The sequence below is a fragment of the Mycobacterium sp. 852013-51886_SCH5428379 genome (assembly GCF_001665575.1).
Classification (GTDB): domain Bacteria; phylum Actinomycetota; class Actinomycetes; order Mycobacteriales; family Mycobacteriaceae; genus Mycobacterium.
Genome location: NZ_LZSU01000035.1, coordinates 1 through 20,586 on the forward strand (window position 1 = coordinate 1; position 20,586 = coordinate 20,586).

The window sequence follows — 20,586 nt, forward strand, 5'->3', positions numbered from 1 at the left end:
CGTCGAATGTCGCGGCGTCCAACTTCGGCAGGGTGATCGTCCAGGTGGTGGTCTCGCCGTGGTCGCGTTTGGTGATCGAGGGTTTCGGCGCCGGCCGTGTTTTGGGTGGCTGGGGTTCGAGTTTGACCGCGGTGCGCAACTGGGTGACGGTGGCGGCTTCGGCGGTCTGGATGTAGTGCTCATCGGAGCCCTCGGCGGCGTGTTCGGCCAGCACCCCGAGCCGATCCAGCGACAGCCGCCCCTCGCACAACGCCTGGGTGCAGCGCGGGAACTCTTCGGTCCGCCGCGCGACGGCGACCATGACCTCGGCGTTGCGGGGGGTGACACCGGTCTTCCACGCCACCAGCGCTTCCATGGAGCGGGCACCGGTCATCCCCCACAGCTCGTCGCGGTCGATCTCGGCGATGATGTCCACCAGGCGCCCGTCGATCGCGTTGCGCTGACCGGACAGCTCGGCGAACTCGTCGAACAGCACCTCGAGGCGGTCCTTCGGGCTGACCCGACCGACCAAAGACACTGCCGCTGAGGACATATCACCATCAAAGCAGAGGGGTCCGACAAATATGCCTCATGCTGAACGCACCGGCCGCCCCGGCTCTGGGATGATCGACAGCGGTGACATGACCATGCAGACAACCGATACGAACCCGACGATCCCCGAAGCGACCCCGAGCGCGCGGGCAGTCGTCGACCTCGACGCCATTGCGCACAACGTGCGGTTACTGCAGGGGCGCGCCGGTTCGGCGCAGGTCATGCCGGTCCTCAAGGCCGACGGATACGGCCACGGCGCGACGCAGGTGGCCCGCACCGTGCTCGCCGCAGGCGTCACTCAACTCGGGGTGGCCACCCTGGCTGAGGCTTTGGCCCTGCGCGGCGACGGGATCACCGCACCGCTGCTGGCCTGGCTCCACGCCCCGGGCACCGACTTCGCGCCCGCCCTGCAGGCCGATGTGCAGATCGCGGTCTCGTCGGTGCGTCAGCTCGGCGAGGTGCTCGACGCGGTCGCCCGCACCGGGCGCACGGCCGAGCTGACCGTCAAGGTCGACACCGGGCTGAGCCGCAACGGTGTCAGCCCCGCCGAATACCCGGCCCTACTCGACGCGCTGCGTCGCGCCATCGCCGACGACGCCGTGCGGGTGCACGGCATCATGTCGCATCTGGCCTGTGGTGACGAACCGGACAACCCGGTCAACGACCAGCAGGGGCAGCGGCTGACCGCGATGCGCCGGGCGGCCGCCGACGCCGGAGTGCATTTCGAGATCGCCCACCTGGGCAACTCACCCGCGGCGATGACCCGGCCCGACCTCGCGTTCGACATGGTCCGGCCCGGCATCGCCGTGTACGGGCAGAGTCCGATCCCCGCGCTCGGCGACATGGGCCTGCGCCCGGCGATGACGCTGAGCTGCCCGGTCGCCCAGGTGCGCGCCGTACCCGCGGGAACCGGCGTGTCCTACGGCCACGCCTGGGTCAGCGTGTCGGACACCACTTTGGCGTTGCTGCCGATCGGGTATGCCGACGGGGTGTTCCGCAATCTCAGTGGCCGCTTCGACGTCGCGATCAACGGCCGCCGGTATCCCGCCGTCGGCCGCGTCTGCATGGATCAGTTCGTCGTCGACCTGGGGCCCGGACCCGTCACCGTCACCGAGGGCGACGAGGCGATCCTGTTCGGCCCCGGCACCCGCGGCGAACCCACCGCCCAGGACTGGGCCGACCGGCTGGGCACGATCACCTACGAGATCGTCACCAGCCCGCGCGGCCGGGTGACGCGCAGCTACGTCGGGGGACCACGGTGAGCGACCAGGCCGCCCACGGGGGGCGGTCGTTCCTCGGCGCCGGCTGGCTCGCCGGCGCCGCAGGACTGGCCGCCGTCGGCTCGCTGGCCGGCGTCACCGTCGCGCGGTCGCTGACCCGACGGGTCAGCAAGGACGACCCGTACGCGGGGGAGGACTTCGAACTCCTCGACGCCGACCGCAGCTCGGTCGTCACCACGGCGGACGGCGTGCCCCTGGCCGTCCGCGAGGTCGGCCCCGCCGAGGCCCCGCTGACCGTCGTGTTCGCCCACGGATTCTGTCTGCGCATGGGGGCGTTCCACTTCCAGCGCGCCCGGCTGAGCGAACAGTGGGGCGACCAGGTCCGCATGGTGTTCTACGACCAGCGCGGGCACGGCCAGTCCGGCGAGGCCCCTCCGGACACCTACACCGTCACCCAGCTCGGCCAGGATCTGGAGTCCGTGCTGGCCGTCGTGGCACCCCGCGGCCCGGTGGTGCTCGTCGGGCACTCGATGGGCGGTATGACCGTGCTGTCCCACGCCCGGCAGTTCCCGGACCGCTATCCCACCCGCATCGTCGGCGCGGCGCTGATTTCCTCGGCGGCCGAAGGTGTTTCACGGTCTCCGCTGGGCGAGATCCTCAAGAATCCGGTGCTCGAGGCCGCGCGGTTCGCCGCCCGCTACGCCCCGAAGACCGTGCACCGCACCCGCGGCCTGACCCGCACGGTGATCGGTCCGGTGCTGCGTGCCGCGTCCTACGGCGACGAGAAGATCAGCCCGTCGGTGGTGGCGTTCTCCGAGAAGATGATGCACGACACCCCGATCGCCACCCTGGTCGAATTCCTGCACGCGCTCGAGGTGCACGACGAGACCGAAGGACTCGACACGCTGGCGAAGATCCCGACGCTCATCGCGTGCGGCGACCGCGATCTGCTCACCCCGAAGGAGCACTCGGAGGAGATGGCCGATGCGTTGCCCCGGTGCGAATTGGTGATCGTCCACGGCGCAGGCCATCTGGTGCAGCTGGAGGACCCCGAGGCCATCGACGACGCGCTCGTGCGCCTGGTCGAACGCGCGACACCGTCCAAGCTCGTCGCCCTCACCCGGCGACTCAAAGACCGGGTCCGGTCACGTGGCTGATCACACGGGCGGGACGGCCGAGCTGCCGACCGCCGAGGCGACCGTCGCCTTCGGAGCCGAGCTCGGCGCGCAACTGCGCGCCGGTGACGTGGTCGTGCTGTCCGGACCCCTGGGCGCCGGAAAAACGGTGCTGGCCAAGGGAATCGCCCAGGCCATGGACGTCGACGGGCCGGTGACCTCACCGACGTTCGTGCTGGCTCGGGTGCACCGGGCCCGACAGGAGGGCAGACCCGCGATGGTGCACGTCGACATGTACCGACTGCTCGACCCGGGCGGTTCGGAACAGGGCACCGACCTGCTCGCCGAACTCGACTCGCTCGATCTGGACACCGATCTCGAGGACGCGGTCGTCGTCGTCGAATGGGGTGAGGGCATCGCCGAACGACTGTCCGACAACCACCTCGACATCCGCCTCGAGCGAGCCAGGGACACCGAGACCCGCACCGCGATCTGGCAGTGGAGCCGACCGTGAGCCGGCTCGTCCTGGCGCTCGACACCGCCACCCCCGCCGTAACCGCGGGGGTGGCCCGGCACGACGGCGGAGAGGTCACGGTGCTGGCCGACCGCGTCACCGTCGACGCCCGCGCCCACGCAGAACAGCTGACGCCCAACGTGATCGGAGCGCTGTCCGACGCGGGCGTGGCGATGACGGACCTTGATGCGGTGGTGATCGGTTGCGGGCCAGGTCCTTTCACCGGACTGCGGGTCGGGATGGCCAGTGCCGCCGCCTACGGCCATGCGCTCGGCATCCCCGTGCACGGGGTGTGCAGCCTCGACGCCATCGGCGTGCTGACCGGCGGTGACGTCCTCGTGGTCACCGACGCCCGGCGGCGCGAGGTGTACTGGGCGCGCTACCGCGACGGCATACGCACCGCCGGTCCCGCGGTCAACGCGCCTGCCGATGTCGCAGGCGCGCAGGAGGAACTGACCCGGCCGCCGCGGTATCCCACCGTCGCCGGATTGGTCCGCGCGGTACCGGACTGGACCGCGGATCCGGAACCGCTGGTGCCGCTGTATCTGCGCCGCCCCGACGCCGTTCCGCGCGCCGAGGCGCGATGACCGTCACCTACGACAGGTTGACCAAGGACGACGCCGCTCGCTGCGCGGAGCTGGAGTCGCTGCTGTTCCCCGGCGACGACCCCTGGCCGGCGCGGGCCTTCCGCGCCGAACTCGACGCGGGGCACACCCACTACGCCGCGGCCCGCGCCGACGGCAAGCTGGTCGGCTACGCGGGGATCGCGCGGCTGGGCCGCCGTGAGCCGTTCGAATACGAGATCCACACCATCGGCGTCGACCCCGAGTACCAGGGGCGGGGGATCGGCCGCCGCCTATTGGCCGATCTGCTCGACGTCGCCGGCAACGGCACCGTCTTCCTCGAGGTCCGCACCGACAACGAACCGGCCATCACACTCTACGAGAGCGTCGGTTTCGTCCGGGCCGGCCTGCGTAAGCGCTACTACCGGGTCAGCGGGGCGGACGCCTATACGATGAGACGCGACCCACCATGATCATTCTGGCCATCGAGAGCTCCTGTGACGAGACCGGTGTCGGCATCGCCGAGCTCACCGGCGACGGCGCGGTGACCCTGCTCGCCGACGAGGTCGCCTCCAGCGTCGACGAACACGCCCGCTTCGGCGGGGTGGTGCCCGAGATCGCGTCCCGTGCCCACCTCGAGGCGCTCGGCCCGACCATGCGGCGTGCGCTGGATACCGCGGGCGTCGCCCGGCCCGACGTCGTCGCCGCCACCATCGGCCCAGGTCTGGCCGGCGCCCTGCTGGTGGGGGTCGCGGCGGCGAAGGCGTACGCGGCGGCCTGGGGGGTGCCGTTCTACGGCGTCAACCATCTGGGCGGGCACCTCGCCGCCGACGTCTACGACCACGGGCGGCTACCCGAGAGCGTGGGTCTGCTGGTCTCGGGCGGGCACACCCATCTGCTGCACGTCCGGTCGCTGGGCGAGCCGATCCTCGAACTCGGTAGCACCGTCGACGACGCGGCCGGTGAGGCGTACGACAAGGTGGCCCGGCTGCTCGGACTGGGCTATCCGGGCGGACGGGCGCTCGACGAACTCGCCCGCGAGGGCGACCGCGACGCGATCGTCTTCCCCCGCGGGATGACCGGACCGCGCGACGATCCGTTCGCGTTCAGCTTCTCCGGGCTCAAGACCGCCGTCGCACGCTATGTGGAAAGCCACCCGGAGGCGTCCCAGGCCGACGTGGCCGCCGGATTCCAGGAAGCCGTCGCCGACGTGCTCACCCGCAAGGCGTTGCGCGCCTGCGAACAGCTGGACGTCAAGACCCTGCTGATCGCCGGCGGGGTCGCGGCGAACTCCCGCCTGCGCGAACTGGCCGAGCAGCGCTGCGCGGAAGCGGGTGTGACACTGCGCATCCCGCGGCCGCGGTTGTGCACCGACAACGGCGCGATGATCGCGTCGTTCGCCGCCCATCTGATCGCGGCAGGCGCCCAGCCGTCGCCGTTGGATGCCGCCAGCAACCCCGGCCTTCCCGTGGTGCGCAGCCAGGTCGCGTGAAATGGCACCGACCCACCCTTGAGCGCTAGCACTCGCGTGTATAGAGTGCTAGGTGGCAGGCGGCCAAAACCCCGCGTCGGCACCCGCGACGACGACGCACCAGGGCCCGGACGCATGCCGAACACCTGGTAACGCACCGAAAACTCAGGTCCTGGAAGTCCCGGACCTACACCGAACTAAGTGGAGGGCTCCATCGTGGCGAGCGTGAACATCAAGCCACTCGAGGACAAGATCCTCGTCCAGGCCAACGAGGCCGAGACCACGACCGCATCCGGTCTGGTCATCCCGGACACGGCCAAGGAGAAGCCGCAGGAGGGCACTGTCGTCGCCGTCGGCCCCGGCCGCTGGGACGACGAGGGTGAGAAGCGGATTCCGCTGGACGTCTCCGAGGGCGACACCGTCATCTACAGCAAGTACGGCGGCACCGAGATCAAGTACAACGGCGAGGAGTACCTGATCCTGTCGGCACGCGACGTGCTGGCAGTCGTCAACAAGTAAGCACCTCGTGCCCGCCCCGGTGATCCTTCGCGTCTTCACGCAGAAGGTCCCGGGGCGGCGTGCATTCACGAATACCTAGTAGGAAGCGCAATCCATGAGCAAGCAGATTGAGTTCAACGAAACTGCGCGCCGCGCGATGGAAGTCGGTGTCGACAAGCTTGCCGATGCGGTCAAGGTGACGCTGGGCCCCCGCGGCCGCAACGTCGTGCTGGCCAAGTCGTGGGGCGGACCCACCGTGACCAACGACGGCGTCACCATCGCCCGCGAGATCGACCTCGAGGACCCGTTCGAGAACCTGGGCGCCCAGCTGGTGAAGTCGGTGGCCACCAAGACCAACGACATCGCCGGTGACGGCACCACCACCGCGACCGTGCTGGCACAGGCCATCGTCAAGGCCGGCCTGCGCAACGTCGCCGCGGGCGCCAACCCGATCGCGCTCGGCGCCGGGATCAGCAAGGCCGCCGATGCGGTCTCCGAGGCGCTGCTGTCCGCGGCCACCCCGGTCGACGACAAGAAGGGGATCGCCCAGGTGGCGACCGTCTCCTCGCGCGACGAGCTGATCGGCGACCTGGTCGGCGAGGCGATGACCAAGGTCGGCGCCGACGGCGTCGTCACCGTCGAGGAGTCCTCGACGCTGAACACCGAGCTCGAGATCACCGAGGGCGTCGGCTTCGACAAGGGCTACGTCTCGGCGTACTTCGTCAACGACTTCGACACCCAGGAAGCGGTGTTCGAGGACGCCCTGATCCTGCTGCACCGGGAGAAGATCAGCTCGCTGCCCGATCTGCTGCCGCTGCTGGAGAAGGTGGCCGAATCGGGTAAGCCGCTGGTCATCATCGCCGAGGACATCGAGGGTGAGGCGCTGTCGACGCTCGTCGTCAACGCCATCCGCAAGACCCTCAAGGCCGTCGCGGTCAAGGCGCCGTTCTTCGGTGATCGCCGCAAGGCGTTCCTCGAGGACCTCGCGATCGTCACCGGCGGTCAGGTCGTCAACCCCGATGTCGGCCTCACGCTGCGTGAGGTCGGACTCGACGTGCTCGGCTCCGCCCGGCGCGTGGTGGTCACCAAGGACAGCACGGTGATCGTCGACGGCGGCGGCGGTCAGGAGGCGATCGCCGATCGCGCCAAGCAGCTGCGGGCCGAGATCGAGGCCACCGACTCCGAGTGGGACCGCGAGAAGCTCGAGGAGCGGCTGGCGAAGCTCGCCGGTGGCGTTGCGGTCATCAAGGTCGGCGCGGCCACCGAGACCGACCTGAAGAAGCGCAAAGAAGCCGTCGAGGACGCGGTCGCCGCGGCCAAGGCGGCCGTCGAGGAGGGCATCGTCACCGGCGGCGGCAGCGCGCTCGTGCAGGCACGGTCCGCGCTCGAAAACCTGAAGTCGTCGCTCTCCGGTGATGAGGCGCTCGGCGTCGGAGTGTTCGCCTCCGCGCTGTCGGCCCCGCTGTACTGGATCGCCACCAACGCCGGGCTCGACGGCGCGGTCGTGGTGAGTAAGGTCAGCGAGCTGCCGACCGGTCAGGGCTTCAATGCGGCCACGCTGTCGTACGGCGACCTGCTCGCCGACGGCGTCGTCGACCCGGCCAAGGTCACCCGCTCGGCGGTGCTCAACGCCGCCTCGGTGGCGCGGATGATCCTGACCACCGAGACCGCGGTCGTCGACAAGCCGGTCGAGGAGGCCGACGATCACGGCCACGGACATCACGGCCACGCCCACTAAGAGGTGATTTCGGTGTAGTTCGTCGCGCTGGGCGCGACGAACTACACCGAAATCGCGGCCATCTGATGGTGCGGTTCCGGTCTCACGCCAATGTCAGTCGGACCATCGGCAGACGTTCGACCGGCTGTCGGACCGTATTCTCGATCGCTCCCCGCAGCCGTCGCCACGCCGCCGGGTGCGCCTGTTGGTACCTGTCCAGTACGGCGTCGGCATCCTGGGGCGACATCATCACGGCCGTGGCGGGTTCCGAGAACCGCGCACCGATGCTCACGCGGCAGTCCGGGTGGGCCTGCAGATTCTGGTACCACTGAGCTGTCGTGCCGAAGCCGCTGGCAACGACGATCGTGTCGCGACTCGGCCGTTCGATCGCCTCGAGGCACACGAATCGAGGTAATCCCGTTGTGCGGCCCCGATGTTCGAGCATGAGCATCCGTTCCCCGAACAACCGGCCCAAGTGATGTCGATACAGCCAGATCGGTGCCCGTACGAAGCGGCGGGTACGGAGCAGGCGCGCGGTGATGTCGTCTAACGGCGATGCCATTCAATTCAACATAGCGCGCTGCAACCGACAACCGCACGGCTTGGACGCGGCCACGCCCACTGAAAAGCGCGGAGATCGGTCCTCACCCCGCGATCGCAGGCCGCTTCGGCTGCCGTGCTCGAACCACCGTGTCAAGATCACGGCATGGTCGGCGACGGCGTACACGGCACCCTGGTGGGTCGCAGCGCCGAGCAGCACACCTTGACCGGTTTGATCGACCGCGTCCGCGCCGGCGGCAGCGCAGTTCTCGTCCTCCGGGGAGAGGCGGGTATCGGCAAAACCGCGTTGCTGATGGACGTCCGTGATCGAGCCGCAGATCTGCGCGTCATCGCCCTCAGCGGCGCGGAATCGGAGATGGAACTCGCCTACGCCGGGGTTCAGCAACTGTGTGCCCCACTGCTGGGTTCCCTCGACAGGCTGCCCGACCCGCAGAAGAACGCGCTGGCCGTGGCACTCGGGCTTCGTGACGGCGCGGCGCCCGATCGCCTCCTGGTGAGTTTGGCGGTGCTGTCGCTGCTCGCCGACGCGGGAACGCAGCGACCCACCCTCTGCCTGATCGACGACGCGCAGTGGGTCGATCGCGCTTCGCTCCAGGCGCTCGCCTTCGCGGGACGCCGACTCTCCGCCGACCCCGTCGGGATGATCTTCGCCGCGCGTGACCTGCAGGCCGAGCAGGAGTTGGCCGCATTACCCCACATGCACATCGACGGCCTCGCCGATGCCGATGCGCGCGCATTGCTCTCGTCGATGATGCCCGCCCGCCTGGACGACGGCGTTCGCGACAACATCCTGGCCGAAGCGGCCGGGAATCCGCTGGCGCTGCTCGAATTGAACCGTGCGCTGCCACGGGCGCGGATGGCGGGCGGGTACGGACTGGTGGCCGCAAAGCCACTGGCGACGCGGATCGAACAGACCTACGGCCGGCGACTGCGCGAACTGCCGTCGCAGACCCGGATGCTCCTGCTCCTGGCGGCCGCCGAACCCACCGGCGAGCCGTCATGGTTGTGGGCCGCCGCCGCGCGCCTCGGGATCGGTCCGGACGCCGGCGTCCCAGCGGAGCAGAGCGGCCTGGTGAGCGTGGACACCAGACTGCGATTCCGGCATCCGCTGGTGCGGTCGGCGGTATACCGCGACGCCATCCCGTCGGAGCGGCGGCAGGCCCATACCGCTCTGGCTGAAGTGATCTCGGGCCCGGTCGCGGATGAACACCGCGCGTGGCACCACGCTCACGCCGCAGACGCACCGAGCGAGGCGGTCGCCGTGGAGCTGCTGCAGTCAGCCGATCGGGCCCGCCGACGGGGTGGAAGTGCCGCGGCGGCAGCGTTTTTGGCGTACGCCGTCGAACTCACCCCGGACCCTGTCCGGCGTGCCGAGCGCGCACTGGCGGCGGCGCTGTCCAAGCTGGACGCGGGTGATCCGGAGGCCGCGGCCCGGCTGCTCGAGGCAGTAGGTGGCGCTGACGACGAATTGCTCAGTACGCGAGCAGATCTGGTGCGCGCCAAGATCGCCTTCGCCACCAACCGTGGCAGCGACGCACCCCCGTTGCTGCTGGCCGCTGCCGAACGACTGCGTGACCTGGATCCCGCGCTTGCGCGAGAGACCTATCTCGAAGCGCTGATGGCGGCGGCGGTCGTCGGCCGGTACGACACCGCGGTGGCCGTTGCGGAGGCGGCGCGCAACGCCCCCACCATGTCAGGACCGCCCAGAGCAGTCGACCTGCTGCTGGACGGGACGGTCGTCAGACTCACCGACGGATACGTCGCCGCCGCCCCGCTGCTGAAACGCGCCATCGACGCGTACCTGGACGACGACAAGAACGGCACCGCCGATCCGCGATGGCATCTGATCGCCCTGCGTGTCCTGCTGGACCGATTCGAAGAGGCCACCTATAACGCGTTGAGTCGTCGCCAGCTCGAGATACTCACCGCGACAGGAGAATTGACGGCCCTCCCCAACGTTCTGACCACCAACGCAGGGGCGTGTGTCAACACCGGCGATTTCGCGCAGGCCGTCGCGTTGATCGAGCAGTCCAGGTCGATATCCGAAGCGACGGGCACGCCGCCCCACCGCTCGGTCGAGGCGTATCTCGCCGCATACCGCGGGCAGGAGCGGGTGTGCGTCGAGATGGTGCAGGCGACGATCGACGAGGCAACCGAACGCGGCGAGGGTGCCGCAATCGCCCAGGCACACTTTGCCGCGGCGATCCTCCGCACCGGACTTCGTCAGTACGACAAAGCATTCGCCGCATGTAGCTCGGCATTGGAGTACGACGACATCGCGCTGCGCGGCTACATCCTGGTCGAGATGGTGGAGGCGGCCATCAGGAGCGGGCACCGGAGCGCGGCCGAGACTGCGCTCGACGAACTCGCGGAGCGGGCGGCGGCCAGTGGGTCGGACAGCGCGCTGGGTCTCGCAGCCCGTTGCAGGGCCCTCGTCGATGATGGTCCGACCGCCGAGGCCGAGTACGACGTAGCCATCGCGAACCTCCAGCGCAGCCCTGTCGTCGTCTACTACGCGCGCACGCATCTCGTCTACGGCGAGTGGCTACGGCGGCAGAACCGCCGCATCGACGCTCGCCGGCAGCTGCGCATCGCTCACGAGATGTTCACCGCGATGGGGGCCGATGGCTTCGCCGAGCGGACGCGCCGTGAACTCGCGGCGGCAGGCGAGCCACTACCGGACGAGCGTGGCGGCAGGTCGACGGGGAGTTCAACGGTGACATTGACGACGCAGGAAAGCTATATCGCCCGACTGGCGGGTGACGGTTACAGCAACTCCGAGATCGCCGGCCACCTGTTCATCAGTCCCCGCACTGTGGAGTGGCATTTGAGCAAGATCTTCGCCAAGCTCGGAGTGTCTTCTCGGCGCGAGTTGAGGCAGCGTCCGTGGTGACGAGCCGGGGTCGAAGACGAGCCCCGGACCGCTGAGTTCCGGGCCGGGGATCAGGACGGCGGCGGCACGCGGGTCAGCAGATCGTCGAGCGCCACGAGATCGAGGTAGGCGACGACGCGGGTGACCCGCTCGCCGGCCATGGTCAGGAACCACGCGTACTCGTTGACGTAGGGCCGGCCGTCGAGGGCGGTTGCGGTGCCCCGCCAACGCGCGACGACCTGGTCGTCGTCGGCCACCACTTCGTGGACGTCAGCCTGGATGGGACCGGTGAGCCGGTCGACGACCGGTCGGGCACCGTCGTCGAGGAACTGTTGTCGCGTGGTGTAGGTGGTCTGCCGGCCTGCGCGCGCCACGGTCCAGGTGACGTCGTCGGCGAGGATCGCGTAGAAGGTGTCCGGTCCACCGACGCCGCGCTCGAACGCGTCCCGCACGATCTGGGTGTTGCGTTGTGCCGGGTCGGGCAGCGGGGCGGCGTTGGTGATGGCGCATCCGGATGTCGGCCCGACGGCCAGAAGTCCGGCGGCGACGACGGCTTTGGTCCACTGCTTCAGGGGCATACCTCGAACGTATGGCCGCGAGACCTGTTGTGGGAGGGTGCGGTACACCCACGCTGGCGCATGGTCGTGCGCGCTCCCACGGGACTGGATTGCAGTGAGGCGTGATGAAACTCCACCGAGGGCCGTCCCGACGGCATACGCTGCGGTTTCATGGCCCTCAGGCGTCTTCGACACGCTGCGGCCGGGTGCTGCGCGGTCCTGGTCGCGAGCGCGGTGGCGACCACGTTCGCGTCGCCGGCTGCCGCCGATCCGCTGAATCCGATTCCCGGGAACGGTTTCTTCCTGGTCGGGCCTGACGTCGCGCCGGGCCTCTACAACACCGGCGGTACAGCTTCGACGTTCGGAATCTGGATCAACGACGTGCCCACGCAGGACTCGATGTGCGTGTGGTTCACCTACAGCACCCCGGACACGAACAAGGACAACGTCGTCGCGACCAACATGTCGATCGGGCCGATGTTCGCGAACATCAACGCGTCGGTGAAGGCGTTCGAGACCCGGAACTGTCAACCCTGGACCCGGGTGCCCTGATCCCGCGTTAGATTCGGTCATGATCAAGGTCTCGCGCGTGGTGGTGCTCAGCTGCGCAGTCGCCGTCTTCGCGCTGCTATCGTCGTGTGCGGAGGCGCCTGAGCGACCCGCGGATTCGTCCGGCGGCACGGCCGAGGTGGTAGGGGCGCCACTGCCGCAGGATGCGCCGCAGCAGGCCCCGCCGGTGCAGCGGGATCTGGTGAAGACCGCGTCGATGACGGTCACCGTCCCCGACCCCGCTCAGGCCGCGGACAAGGCCGCCGACGTCGTCGGCGCCGCCGGGGGCCGGGTCGACAGCCGGACCGACGACGCCGGGTCGGGCACCGGGCGGGCGAGTAGCACGATGACGCTGCGGGTGCCCGCCGCCGACCTGGACGACGCGTTGGACAAGTTGAAGGAACTGGGCACCGTCGAACGTGCCGAGATCAGCACCGAGGACGTCACAGCCCAGCGCGTCGACCTCGACGCGCGTATCACCGCGTTGCGCACCTCGGTGGACCGACTGCTCGCGATCATGCGCGATGCCCGTGACCCGGCCGCGCTGATCACGGCCGAGGACGCGTTGTCGGAACGCCAGGCGGAGCTCGACAGTCTGCGAGCGCAGCGCGAGGCGCTCGGCGACAGAATCGAATACAGCACCATCGAGGTGTCCTTCGTCGCCGATGCGATCGGCGGCCCGGCACCCAAGGAGTATCGGGGTTTCCTCGGATCGGTCGAACAGGGTTGGGACGTCATGGTTTCCGTGGCGGGCCGCCTCGTACTGGTCTTCGGGCTGCTGGTGCCGTGGCTGGTGGTGGTGGCCTCAGCAGCCGGCATCGGTTACGCCGTCATCCGGATCCTGCGGGCCCGCCGCCCCTAGTCGGCGTCCTCGAAAGCTGCACCGGGATACGGTCGTCCGGTGAGATTCGACGAATACCGGGGCTACGACGCGGTCGGCCTGGCGGAACTGGTGGCAGCGGGAGACGTGTCGGCGGCCGAACTGCTGACGCTGGCGCAGGAGCGGGCAGCCGCGGTGAATCCGCGTATCAACGCCATCGTCCGCGAGGTGCCCACCGGTTCGCCCGTCGCGCGCACAGGGCCGTTCGCCGGGGTCCCGTTCCTGATCAAGGATCTCGCGCAGGACTTCGCCGGCCTGCCGTCGTCGCAGGGTTCGCGCGCGCTGCTGTCCATGCCGGTGCCCGAGCATTCGACCGTCGTCCAGCGCTGGGTCGACGCCGGGCTGGTGATCTTCGGCAAAACGAATTGCCCAGAATTCGGCGCGAAGGGCATCACCGAACCCGTGGTCTGGGGTCCGGCCCGCAATCCGTGGAATCTCGGGCGGACACCGGGTGGATCGTCAGGCGGATCCGCGGCCGCTGTCGCGGCGGGGATCGTCCCGTGCGCCGGCGCCAACGACGGGGGCGGATCGATCCGCATTCCGGCGGCGTGCTGCGGCCTCGTCGGCCTCAAACCCGGCCGCGGTCTGACGCCGATGGGTCCGGGCACCGGCGAAGCCATGCACGGTGCGGCGGTCCAGGGTGTCGTCTCACGAACGGTCCGCGACACCGCGGCGATGCTCGACGTCATCAGCGGCGGCGAACCCACCGGCGATTACCTCCCTGCCGTCCCCGAAACGCCCTTCGCGGAGTGCGTAGGCCGCGATCCGGGCCCTCTGCGGATCGGCGTCCGGGTACCGTCCGCGATCACCGCCACGCCGCACCGCGAGGCTTACGCGGCGGTGGAGGCCACCGTCCGCGCCCTGACCGAGCTGGGCCACCACGTCGACGAACTCCCCGAGGCGCCCTATGACGACGCGGCGCTGGCGAAAGACTTCCTGCTCACCTGGTTCGTCTACGTCGCCTGGGAGCTCGCCGACGCGAAACGCCTGACCGGCGCGGGAGACGAAGCCTTCGAACGCGACACGTTGATCATGGCGGCGATCGGCCGGGCCACCAGTAGCGTCGACTACGTCGCCGCCGTCCAGCGGCGCCACGACTACGTGCGGCGGTTGACGGAGTTCTTCGATTCCTACGACCTGCTGCTGACGCCCACGCTGGCGACGCCGCCACCGAAGGTCGGCGAGTTCGAGCTTCCCCCGCTGGTGCAGCGCGGCGCCGACGCACTGCTCAAGACCCGCACCGCCCGGCTCCTGCGCCACACCAACATCGTCGACGACATGGTGGACCAGAACCTCGGCTGGGTGCCCTACACCCAGCTGGCGAATCTGACCGGACGCCCGGCCATCACGCTGCCACTGCACTGGACCGCCGACGGCCTCCCGATGGGCGTCCAGTTCGTCGCACCGCTCGCGGGTGAGGCGCTGCTGATCCAGCTGGCCGCCCAACTCGAACGGGCGGTGCCGTGGGCCGAGAGGTTCGCGCCGATCTGATGAGACGGGGCCCGGTTCTGTGCACCGGAGGCGGTGGTGTACTGTCGGCCGCGTGAACACCGGTGTGCGCGTCGCCTATTGGCGCTTTATCGAGGCTCCGGGCGGAGCCGATCGAGCGCAGCGCTAACGCACGCAACCCACCCGGAGCCCAGGCAGTGACCACACGGTCGCTGCCTTTCGTCATTCAAGGGCACCGGACTTCCGCTCAGTGCCCGCCACCAGAAAGGCACTGAATCCCGATGAACCTGGCGCAGACAGCCACCCCGCCCGCCACCTCTGACCGGCGGATCCGCGGTTTCAGCGAAGTCCCCAGCCCGCACGCCGTGCTCACCGAGTTCCCGCTGGGCGCCAGGCGCGCCGAACTGGTCGCCGACCACCGCAACCGAATCGCCGACATCCTCGCCGGCCGCGACGACCGGCTACTCGTCGTGGTGGGACCGTGTTCGGTCCACGACCCGGTCGCCGCCGTCGACTACGCTGCCCGGCTGGCCGCGGTCGCCGACCGGCTCAGTGATCGGCTCGAGATCGTCATGCGGGTCTACTTCGAGAAACCGCGCACCACGATCGGCTGGAAGGGCCTGATCAACGACCCCGGTATGGACGGCAGCTTCGACGTGGCGCGCGGTCTGCGCGTCGCCCGCCGGCTGCTGCTCGACATCATCGACATCGGGCTGCCGGTGGGTTGCGAGTTCCTGGAACCGCTCAGCCCGCAGTACATCGCCGACGCGGTGGCCTGGGGCGCCATCGGGGCCCGCACCACCGAGTCCCAGGTGCACCGTCAGCTCGTCTCGGGGCTGTCGATGCCGGTCGGCTTCAAGAACGGCACCGACGGCAACATCCAGGTCGCCATCGATGGGGTGAAGGCCGCCGCCTCCCAGCACGTCTTCTTCGGGATGGACGACCTCGGCCGCGGCGCGCTGGTGAGCACGGCCGGTAACGAGGACTGCCACGTCATCCTGCGCGGTGGCACCCACGGGCCCAATTACGACGCGGATGCGGTGGCCGACACCGCCGCCAAGCTCACTGCGGCCGGCCTGCCCGGGCGGGTCGTCGTCGACTGCAGTCACGCCAATTCCGGCAAGGATCACGTGCGTCAGGCGGGGGTCGCCGCCGAGGTGGCGCAGATGGTCCGGGACGGTCTGCCGGTGAGCGGGGTCATGCTGGAGAGCTTCCTGGTCGCCGGCGCCCAGTCGGCCGAGAGCCGACCGCTGACCTACGGACAGTCCGTCACGGACAAGTGCATGGATTGGACGGCCACGGAGTCGGTGCTCGAGGAGCTCGCCCGCCGCAGTTGCTGAACCGGGGAAGCGGGCGGTCGGGCTGTGCGAGCATCCGATCATGCGCATCGCGGTCGCCGGCGCCACCGGCAACATCGGATCCCGCACCGCCGGCTTCCTCGAGCGGGACGGCCACACGGTCGTCCGGATCAGCCGTTCCCTCGGCGTCGATCTGGTGACCGGCGAGGGGCTCGACGCGGCGCTCGACGGTGTGGACGCAGTCGTCGACACCATCAGTTCACCCCCGTTCGACCCCGTCGCGACCCGCGAGTACTTCGGCACGACCACCCGGCATCTGCTCGCGGCCGAGCAACGCGCCGGCGTCCGGCACCACGTGCTGCTGTCCATCGTCGGTATCGACAGGATTGACGGCGGCACCGCGCACTACGCGGGTAAGCGCGAACAGGAGCGGCTGCTCGCCGACGGACCGGTGCCGTGGACCGTCGTGCCGGCCACCCAGTTCCACGACTTCGCCGCCATGGCGGCCGGATGGACCGAGCGCGACGGCGTCGCCACGATCGCGCCGCTGCTCGTTCAGCCCATCGCACCAGATGACGTCGCGGAGATCCTCGCCGAGGTCGCCACGAGGGCGCCGAAAGGACGACACGTCGATGTGGCGGGGCCGGAGACCCAGGACCTCGTCGACATGGCGCGGCGGACTTTCGCCGTCCTGGGCCGCACCGTGCGGCTGGTCCCTTCGTGGTCCGGCCCGCTCGGCGTGGAGCTTGCGGGCAATGTTCTGCTGCCCGGCGAGAACGCGCGTCTCGGACCGACGACGTTCGATCAGTGGTTGGCCGCGGGCGCGCGATAGCGGCGCGCATCGAGCACAACCCAGGGGAAGCCCAACTACGGGCGTTTGCTGAGCGGGTGTCTTTCGTCGAGGTCGATTCAGGCGCTGCGGCGAATTCCGCGTTTCAGCAACAATTCGCGTTCAGCCTCCGACAATCCGCCCCAGATGCCGTAGGGCTCGCCCACCGCAAGCGCATGCGAGCGGCATTGCGCGATCACGGGGCAGCGTCGGCACATTTCCTTGGCGCGCATCTCGCGCTGGGCGCGGGCCCGGCCACGCTCGCCGTCGGGATGAAAGAACATCGCTGAGTCTTCACCCCGGCAAAGCCCCGACATCTGCCAATCCCAGATGTCGGCGTTGGGGCCAGGCAACTGCTGCGGCTGTGGCATGGGAAAACCCCTATCTACGCGCCGAATTCGGCAACGCGGTAGAGCCGGTTGTGCGGAAGGTGTTCCGAGCTGTTGTCGCCGGTGACCACTCGTGCACACAACGTAGAAGGGCGAAAGAATTTCCGTCAATAGGCCGATCATGTGCTCAATCGCATAACCCCAGGCCCAGAATTTACGTCACGTTCATTCCTAGGACTTGCCGTCGGCGCGAAAGGTGGTATGGCGCCACCCGGCGATGGCATTTGTCCAGTTCGCGTCCAGCTGGCGTCGACCGGGGGCCGGCTTCGCGTAACACTGGCGTAACACCCGCACTATCAATTGTTAACCCCTACAGAACCCGAAATTGACGACGGGGTTTGCCGCACCGTCTGCGGGGCCGTTGGTACGGTCGCGGGGCCATGACGACGACCTCTGCGACCGGTCCCGACGTGCTCGCCGACGCGGCCTTCGGGACCGCTCCGAACCGCTGGCCGCTGCCTGCGGCGACGACGCCGTACGAGCTCTGGCTGCGGGCGGTCGCCGCGGGCGGTCAGGGCCGCTACGCCGCGGCGTCCACCGATCTGGACGCGTTGACCGGGTGCGCCGATCCGTCGTTGACGTCGCTCGCCATGAGCACCCGCGCGTCGTTCCTCCGTCAACTCGGCGGGCACCGGGAGGCCGCGCGGTGGGACGGGCGCGCCCTCCTCGAAAGCACAGCGGTGACCGGCGCCGGTGCGGTGGCACGCGCCGATGCGTTGATCGGGCTGGCCGCCGACGCGCTCGGCGTCGGCCGATTCGCCGCGTCTCAGCGCCTGCTCGACCGTGCCGCCGACGCCTGCCGGACGGGTAGCGACGGGTCGTTCGAAGCGCGGCTGCCGGTTCGGCTCGGCTGGGTGCGCGCCGAATTGGCGATGGCCCGCGGCGACGGGACCGAGGCGGTCCGGCAGGCGGAGCGTGCCGTCGCGGCGGCGGCGGACTTCGGCTCCGCCCGGCACCGGGTGAAGTCCGACGTGGTGCTCGCGGCCGCCCGGTGCACGGTCGGCGATCTGCCGGGGTGCCGCGAGATCGCCGACGCGACGATCGAGTCGGTAGGCCGGTTGGGGCTGGTTCCGCTGCGCTGGGCGCTGGCCAGCCTGCTCGCGGGGGTGGGCAGCGACAGGCATCCGCCGGCGCGCGTCACCGAGATCATGGAGGCCGCCGCGGCCGAAGTGCGAGAACGCGGCGGCGTGTGGTTCCGTCGCTGAGCCGAAACGGCCCGATGGATCGTTATTGTTTAGCTCAGCCAGGCTGCCGGGACGAACCCCGGACGTAACGTTGGAGATACCGCCCACGATGACAATTTCGGGAGAACGTCTCGACTCTGTCGTCGCTGAGGCTGTGGCGGGGAATCGAGGCGCGCTCCGGGAAGTGCTCGAGATCATTCGTCCGATCGTCGTCCGGTACTGCAGAGCCAGGATCGGCGCGACCGAACGAAGTGGTCTGTCAGCAGATGACGTTGCGCAGGAGGTTTGCTTGGCCGCCATCACGGCGCTGCCGCGCTACAAGGACCAGGGACGACCGTTCCTCGCCTTCGTCTATGGCATCGCTGCGCACAAGATCGCCGACGCACACCGCGCGGCGAGCCGCAACCGTGCAGAGCCGACCGATGTGGTTCCGGAACGGTTCTCCACCGACGCAGGCCCCGAACAGATGGCCCTCGACTCCGAGGCGTCTGCGCGGATGAAGAAGCTGCTCGGCATCCTGCCGGAGAAGCAGCGGGAGATCCTGATCCTGCGCGTCGTCGTCGGCATGAGTGCCGAGGAGACCGCGGAGGCCGTCGGCAGCACCGCAGGCGCGGTTCGCGTCGCGCAGCACCGTGCGCTGGCTCGGCTCAAAGCCGAGATCGTCTCGACGGGGCCCGACCATGCCTGATTTCCCACGCCGCAGCTTCGACTACGGGAGCGAACCGTCGCTGCCCGAGATCAACTACACCGATCAACTCCTCGACGCGTTGGCCACCGAACGGCCGGTCTATCCGAACGACGCGGGGGAGTCCGAGCTGGCCGATCTGCTCGGCGGTTGGCGCGACGAGGTGCGTCAGGCACCGTTGACGGCGACGGTCACCCCGCGTGACGCGGCGCTCGCACTCGACCGCGGATCCGCGCCGGTCGCACCACCGCGACGGCGGCTGGGGCTGGCGGTGGCCGGTTCGGTCGCCGCGGCCGTGCTGTGCCTCGGTGGCTTCGGTTCGGTGATTTACGGCGCCGGGCCCGGTGACGCGCTGTACAACCTGCGCACGATGTTCTTCGGTGAGCAGGAGGTCACCCGCGACGACCAGGTGGCCCTCGCCGCCCAGAGTCAGATGGCCGAGGTGCAGCAGCTCATCGACCAGGGTGACTGGACCGCCGCGCAGGACCGGTTGCAGACCATCACCACGACGGTCGCCGCCGTCGGTGACGTCGAACGTCAGCAGGACCTCGTCGACCAGTGGCAGGAGCTGGCGGTGAAGGTCGAGAGCCGCGACATCAACGCCACGGTTCCGCCGGATGCGCCGCCCGTCGTGCTGCCCGAGGTGCCTTCGGATCTACCGCTGCCGGTGCTGCTGTCGCCGGATTCGGTCACGTCGACCTCGCCGGTCACCACCTCACCCGGGGGTACCTCGCTGGAGACGACGTCGCCGTCGTCGCCGGTGACCACCTCGCCGGACCCGGCCGCGTCGTCGACACCCGCGTCGTCCGCGCCGCCGTCGTCGCCCGCGACACCGACGACCCCGTCACCGACGTCAGAGCCCGCGGCCACGAGTCCGGCGCCGTCCACCACGGCGGCGCCGACCACGTCCGTCCCGCGCAGCACGACGCCCGCGCCGACCACGACTCCGGCGCCCACGACGACTCCGGCGCCCACGACGACTCCGGTGCCGACGACGACTCAGGTACCGACCACGACGGCGGTCACCACTCAGGTGCCAACCACGACACCCGTGCCGACCACGACAGTGACGGTGCCGCCGGCGAGCGCGGAGAGCCCCGCAGGGGAGCCGGAGAGTCCAGAAGCAGAGATCCCGATCACCACCACGACGGTGGTAGGGCTGCCCGGGTTACCGGGCTGAGGATCTGACGATCAGCGGTAGCCGTCGGATTCGGTCGTCGCCTCGTTGAGCGAGGCATCGGCGTAGCCGCGGCAGTAGTCCCACGTCACATACGCGTCGGGCTCGGGATCGTAAGCCGGTTCGTGCGGGCGGACGGTGCCGTCGACCAGCAGCTGCAGCAGGTTCGCCCGCAGCATGTCCCAGTCGTGGTAGTGATCCTGCTGACATTCGTCGCAGCACACGACGAGTCCGCGAATGCCCTTGTGGGCCAGCAACGCCTCGTACACGGCGAGGTCGGCGAGATCGGCCTCGACGGCCGTGCGTTCCTGCGGGTCAAGCGGTTGGCCGGGTTCCAGTGCGTCGAGCGCCGCGGAAGGATCGCAGGGGTCGTCGGCAAACGGATCAGGCGGCAAACCAGGTGGCAGGTGGTCTCGCACGGCCCCCACATTACTCAGCCCCGCGCGCATCGCGCTAGCTGTTGGCGCGCGCCGGGCAGCGTGCGGAACGCCGGCCGGTCGGCGCAGCGATAGAATCGTGTATTCCGC

At 69.5% G+C, this 20,586-nt stretch carries 22 protein-coding genes; 17 read left to right on the forward strand and 5 right to left on the reverse strand.

From position 1 onward, the window contains the following. Positions 1 to 532, reverse strand: a 532-nt coding sequence (locus A5757_RS14205) for a DUF222 domain-containing protein (RefSeq protein WP_156618403.1), incomplete at its 3' end; no start/stop codon positions are given. A gap of 94 nt (positions 533 to 626) precedes the next feature. Between A5757_RS14205 and alr the strand changes: the two genes are divergently transcribed. The 8 genes from alr (at position 627) to groL (ending at position 7,650) form a co-directional block, all read left to right on the forward strand. Next, positions 627 to 1,793, forward strand: a complete 1,167-nt coding sequence (gene alr / locus A5757_RS14210) for an alanine racemase (RefSeq protein WP_066835375.1) — start codon at positions 627 to 629, stop codon at positions 1,791 to 1,793. Continuing rightward, positions 1,790 to 2,908: an alpha/beta fold hydrolase gene (locus A5757_RS14215; protein ID WP_066835213.1), complete on the forward strand. Its 1,119-nt coding sequence runs from the start codon at positions 1,790 to 1,792 to the stop codon at positions 2,906 to 2,908. Before alr ends, A5757_RS14215 begins: the two co-directional genes overlap by 4 nt. After that, positions 2,901 to 3,380, forward strand: coding sequence for a tRNA (adenosine(37)-N6)-threonylcarbamoyltransferase complex ATPase subunit type 1 TsaE (gene tsaE / locus A5757_RS14220; protein WP_066835215.1), 480 nt, complete (start codon positions 2,901 to 2,903; stop codon positions 3,378 to 3,380). The genes A5757_RS14215 and tsaE overlap by 8 nt, the downstream gene beginning before the upstream one ends. Continuing rightward, positions 3,377 to 3,967 carry a tRNA (adenosine(37)-N6)-threonylcarbamoyltransferase complex dimerization subunit type 1 TsaB gene (gene tsaB / locus A5757_RS14225; RefSeq protein ID WP_066835377.1) on the forward strand — a complete coding sequence of 197 codons (591 nt, stop codon included), beginning with the start codon at positions 3,377 to 3,379 and terminating at the stop codon, positions 3,965 to 3,967. The genes tsaE and tsaB overlap by 4 nt, the downstream gene beginning before the upstream one ends. After that, positions 3,964 to 4,416, forward strand: a complete 453-nt coding sequence (gene rimI, locus A5757_RS14230; protein ID WP_066835217.1) for a ribosomal protein S18-alanine N-acetyltransferase — start codon at positions 3,964 to 3,966, stop codon at positions 4,414 to 4,416. Before tsaB ends, rimI begins: the two co-directional genes overlap by 4 nt. Beyond that, on the forward strand, positions 4,413 to 5,435 hold the full coding sequence (gene tsaD / locus A5757_RS14235) for a tRNA (adenosine(37)-N6)-threonylcarbamoyltransferase complex transferase subunit TsaD (RefSeq protein WP_066835218.1): 1,023 nt from the start codon (positions 4,413 to 4,415) through the stop codon (positions 5,433 to 5,435). Before rimI ends, tsaD begins: the two co-directional genes overlap by 4 nt. 195 nt (positions 5,436 to 5,630) lie before the next feature. Next, positions 5,631 to 5,933 (forward strand): co-chaperone GroES, encoded by a 303-nt coding sequence (groES, locus tag A5757_RS14240; RefSeq protein ID WP_041310041.1) that lies wholly within the window; start codon positions 5,631 to 5,633, stop codon positions 5,931 to 5,933. Positions 5,934 to 6,027: 94 nt separating this feature from the next. Beyond that, positions 6,028 to 7,650: a chaperonin GroEL gene (groL, locus tag A5757_RS14245; protein WP_066835219.1), complete on the forward strand. Its 1,623-nt coding sequence runs from the start codon at positions 6,028 to 6,030 to the stop codon at positions 7,648 to 7,650. A gap of 82 nt (positions 7,651 to 7,732) precedes the next feature. Here the strand turns inward: groL and A5757_RS14250 are convergent, their stop codons facing one another. After that, positions 7,733 to 8,191, reverse strand: coding sequence for a nitroreductase family deazaflavin-dependent oxidoreductase (locus A5757_RS14250; RefSeq protein ID WP_066835220.1), 459 nt, complete (start codon positions 8,189 to 8,191; stop codon positions 7,733 to 7,735). A gap of 144 nt (positions 8,192 to 8,335) precedes the next feature. On the opposite strand from A5757_RS14250, the gene A5757_RS14255 reads away from it, so the two are divergent. Further along, entirely contained in the window at positions 8,336 to 11,083 is a 2,748-nt protein-coding gene (locus A5757_RS14255; RefSeq protein ID WP_066835221.1) for a LuxR family transcriptional regulator, read from the forward strand. A 50-nt stretch (positions 11,084 to 11,133) separates the two neighbouring features. Here A5757_RS14255 and A5757_RS14260 read toward each other — a convergent pair whose 3' ends face one another. Further along, the gene (locus A5757_RS14260; RefSeq protein WP_066835223.1) at positions 11,134 to 11,640 is read right to left on the reverse strand and encodes a nuclear transport factor 2 family protein; all 507 of its coding nucleotides are present in this window, start codon (positions 11,638 to 11,640) and stop codon (positions 11,134 to 11,136) included. A 150-nt stretch (positions 11,641 to 11,790) separates the two neighbouring features. Here A5757_RS14260 and A5757_RS14265 point away from each other — a divergent pair, with 150 nt between their 5' ends. The 5 genes from A5757_RS14265 (at position 11,791) to A5757_RS14285 (ending at position 16,627) form a co-directional block, all read left to right on the forward strand. Further along, positions 11,791 to 12,171, forward strand: a complete 381-nt coding sequence (locus tag A5757_RS14265) for a hypothetical protein (RefSeq protein WP_066835225.1) — start codon at positions 11,791 to 11,793, stop codon at positions 12,169 to 12,171. Between the two features lie 19 nt (positions 12,172 to 12,190). Beyond that, positions 12,191 to 13,030, forward strand: coding sequence for a DUF4349 domain-containing protein (locus A5757_RS14270; protein ID WP_082929473.1), 840 nt, complete (start codon positions 12,191 to 12,193; stop codon positions 13,028 to 13,030). Positions 13,031 to 13,069: 39 nt separating this feature from the next. Continuing rightward, complete coding sequence (locus A5757_RS14275) at positions 13,070 to 14,539, forward strand: amidase (RefSeq protein WP_066835226.1); 1,470 nt, start codon at positions 13,070 to 13,072, stop codon at positions 14,537 to 14,539. Between the two features lie 239 nt (positions 14,540 to 14,778). After that, positions 14,779 to 15,837: a 3-deoxy-7-phosphoheptulonate synthase gene (locus A5757_RS14280; RefSeq protein ID WP_066835228.1), complete on the forward strand. Its 1,059-nt coding sequence runs from the start codon at positions 14,779 to 14,781 to the stop codon at positions 15,835 to 15,837. A 40-nt stretch (positions 15,838 to 15,877) separates the two neighbouring features. Further along, a complete protein-coding gene (locus A5757_RS14285; protein ID WP_066835230.1) occupies positions 15,878 to 16,627 on the forward strand; it encodes an SDR family oxidoreductase in 750 nt (249 codons plus the stop codon). 77 nt (positions 16,628 to 16,704) lie between these two features. Here the strand turns inward: A5757_RS14285 and A5757_RS14290 are convergent, their stop codons facing one another. Then, positions 16,705 to 16,995 carry a WhiB family transcriptional regulator gene (locus tag A5757_RS14290; RefSeq protein WP_066835232.1) on the reverse strand — a complete coding sequence of 97 codons (291 nt, stop codon included), beginning with the start codon at positions 16,993 to 16,995 and terminating at the stop codon, positions 16,705 to 16,707. Positions 16,996 to 17,393: 398 nt separating this feature from the next. On the opposite strand from A5757_RS14290, the gene A5757_RS14295 reads away from it, so the two are divergent. From A5757_RS14295 to A5757_RS14305, 3 genes are all read left to right on the forward strand, one after another. After that, positions 17,394 to 18,218 (forward strand): tetratricopeptide repeat protein, encoded by an 825-nt coding sequence (locus A5757_RS14295; protein ID WP_066835235.1) that lies wholly within the window; start codon positions 17,394 to 17,396, stop codon positions 18,216 to 18,218. A gap of 88 nt (positions 18,219 to 18,306) precedes the next feature. Next, positions 18,307 to 18,885, forward strand: a complete 579-nt coding sequence (locus A5757_RS14300) for a sigma-70 family RNA polymerase sigma factor (RefSeq protein WP_066835237.1) — start codon at positions 18,307 to 18,309, stop codon at positions 18,883 to 18,885. Beyond that, a complete protein-coding gene (locus A5757_RS14305) occupies positions 18,878 to 20,062 on the forward strand; it encodes an anti-sigma-D factor RsdA (RefSeq protein ID WP_066835239.1) in 1,185 nt (394 codons plus the stop codon). The genes A5757_RS14300 and A5757_RS14305 overlap by 8 nt, the downstream gene beginning before the upstream one ends. An 11-nt stretch (positions 20,063 to 20,073) precedes the next feature. On the opposite strand, the gene A5757_RS14310 is transcribed toward A5757_RS14305, so the two are convergent. Further along, on the reverse strand, positions 20,074 to 20,478 hold the full coding sequence (locus A5757_RS14310; protein WP_066835381.1) for a DUF5319 domain-containing protein: 405 nt from the start codon (positions 20,476 to 20,478) through the stop codon (positions 20,074 to 20,076). Between the last annotated feature and the right edge of the window lie 108 nt (positions 20,479 to 20,586).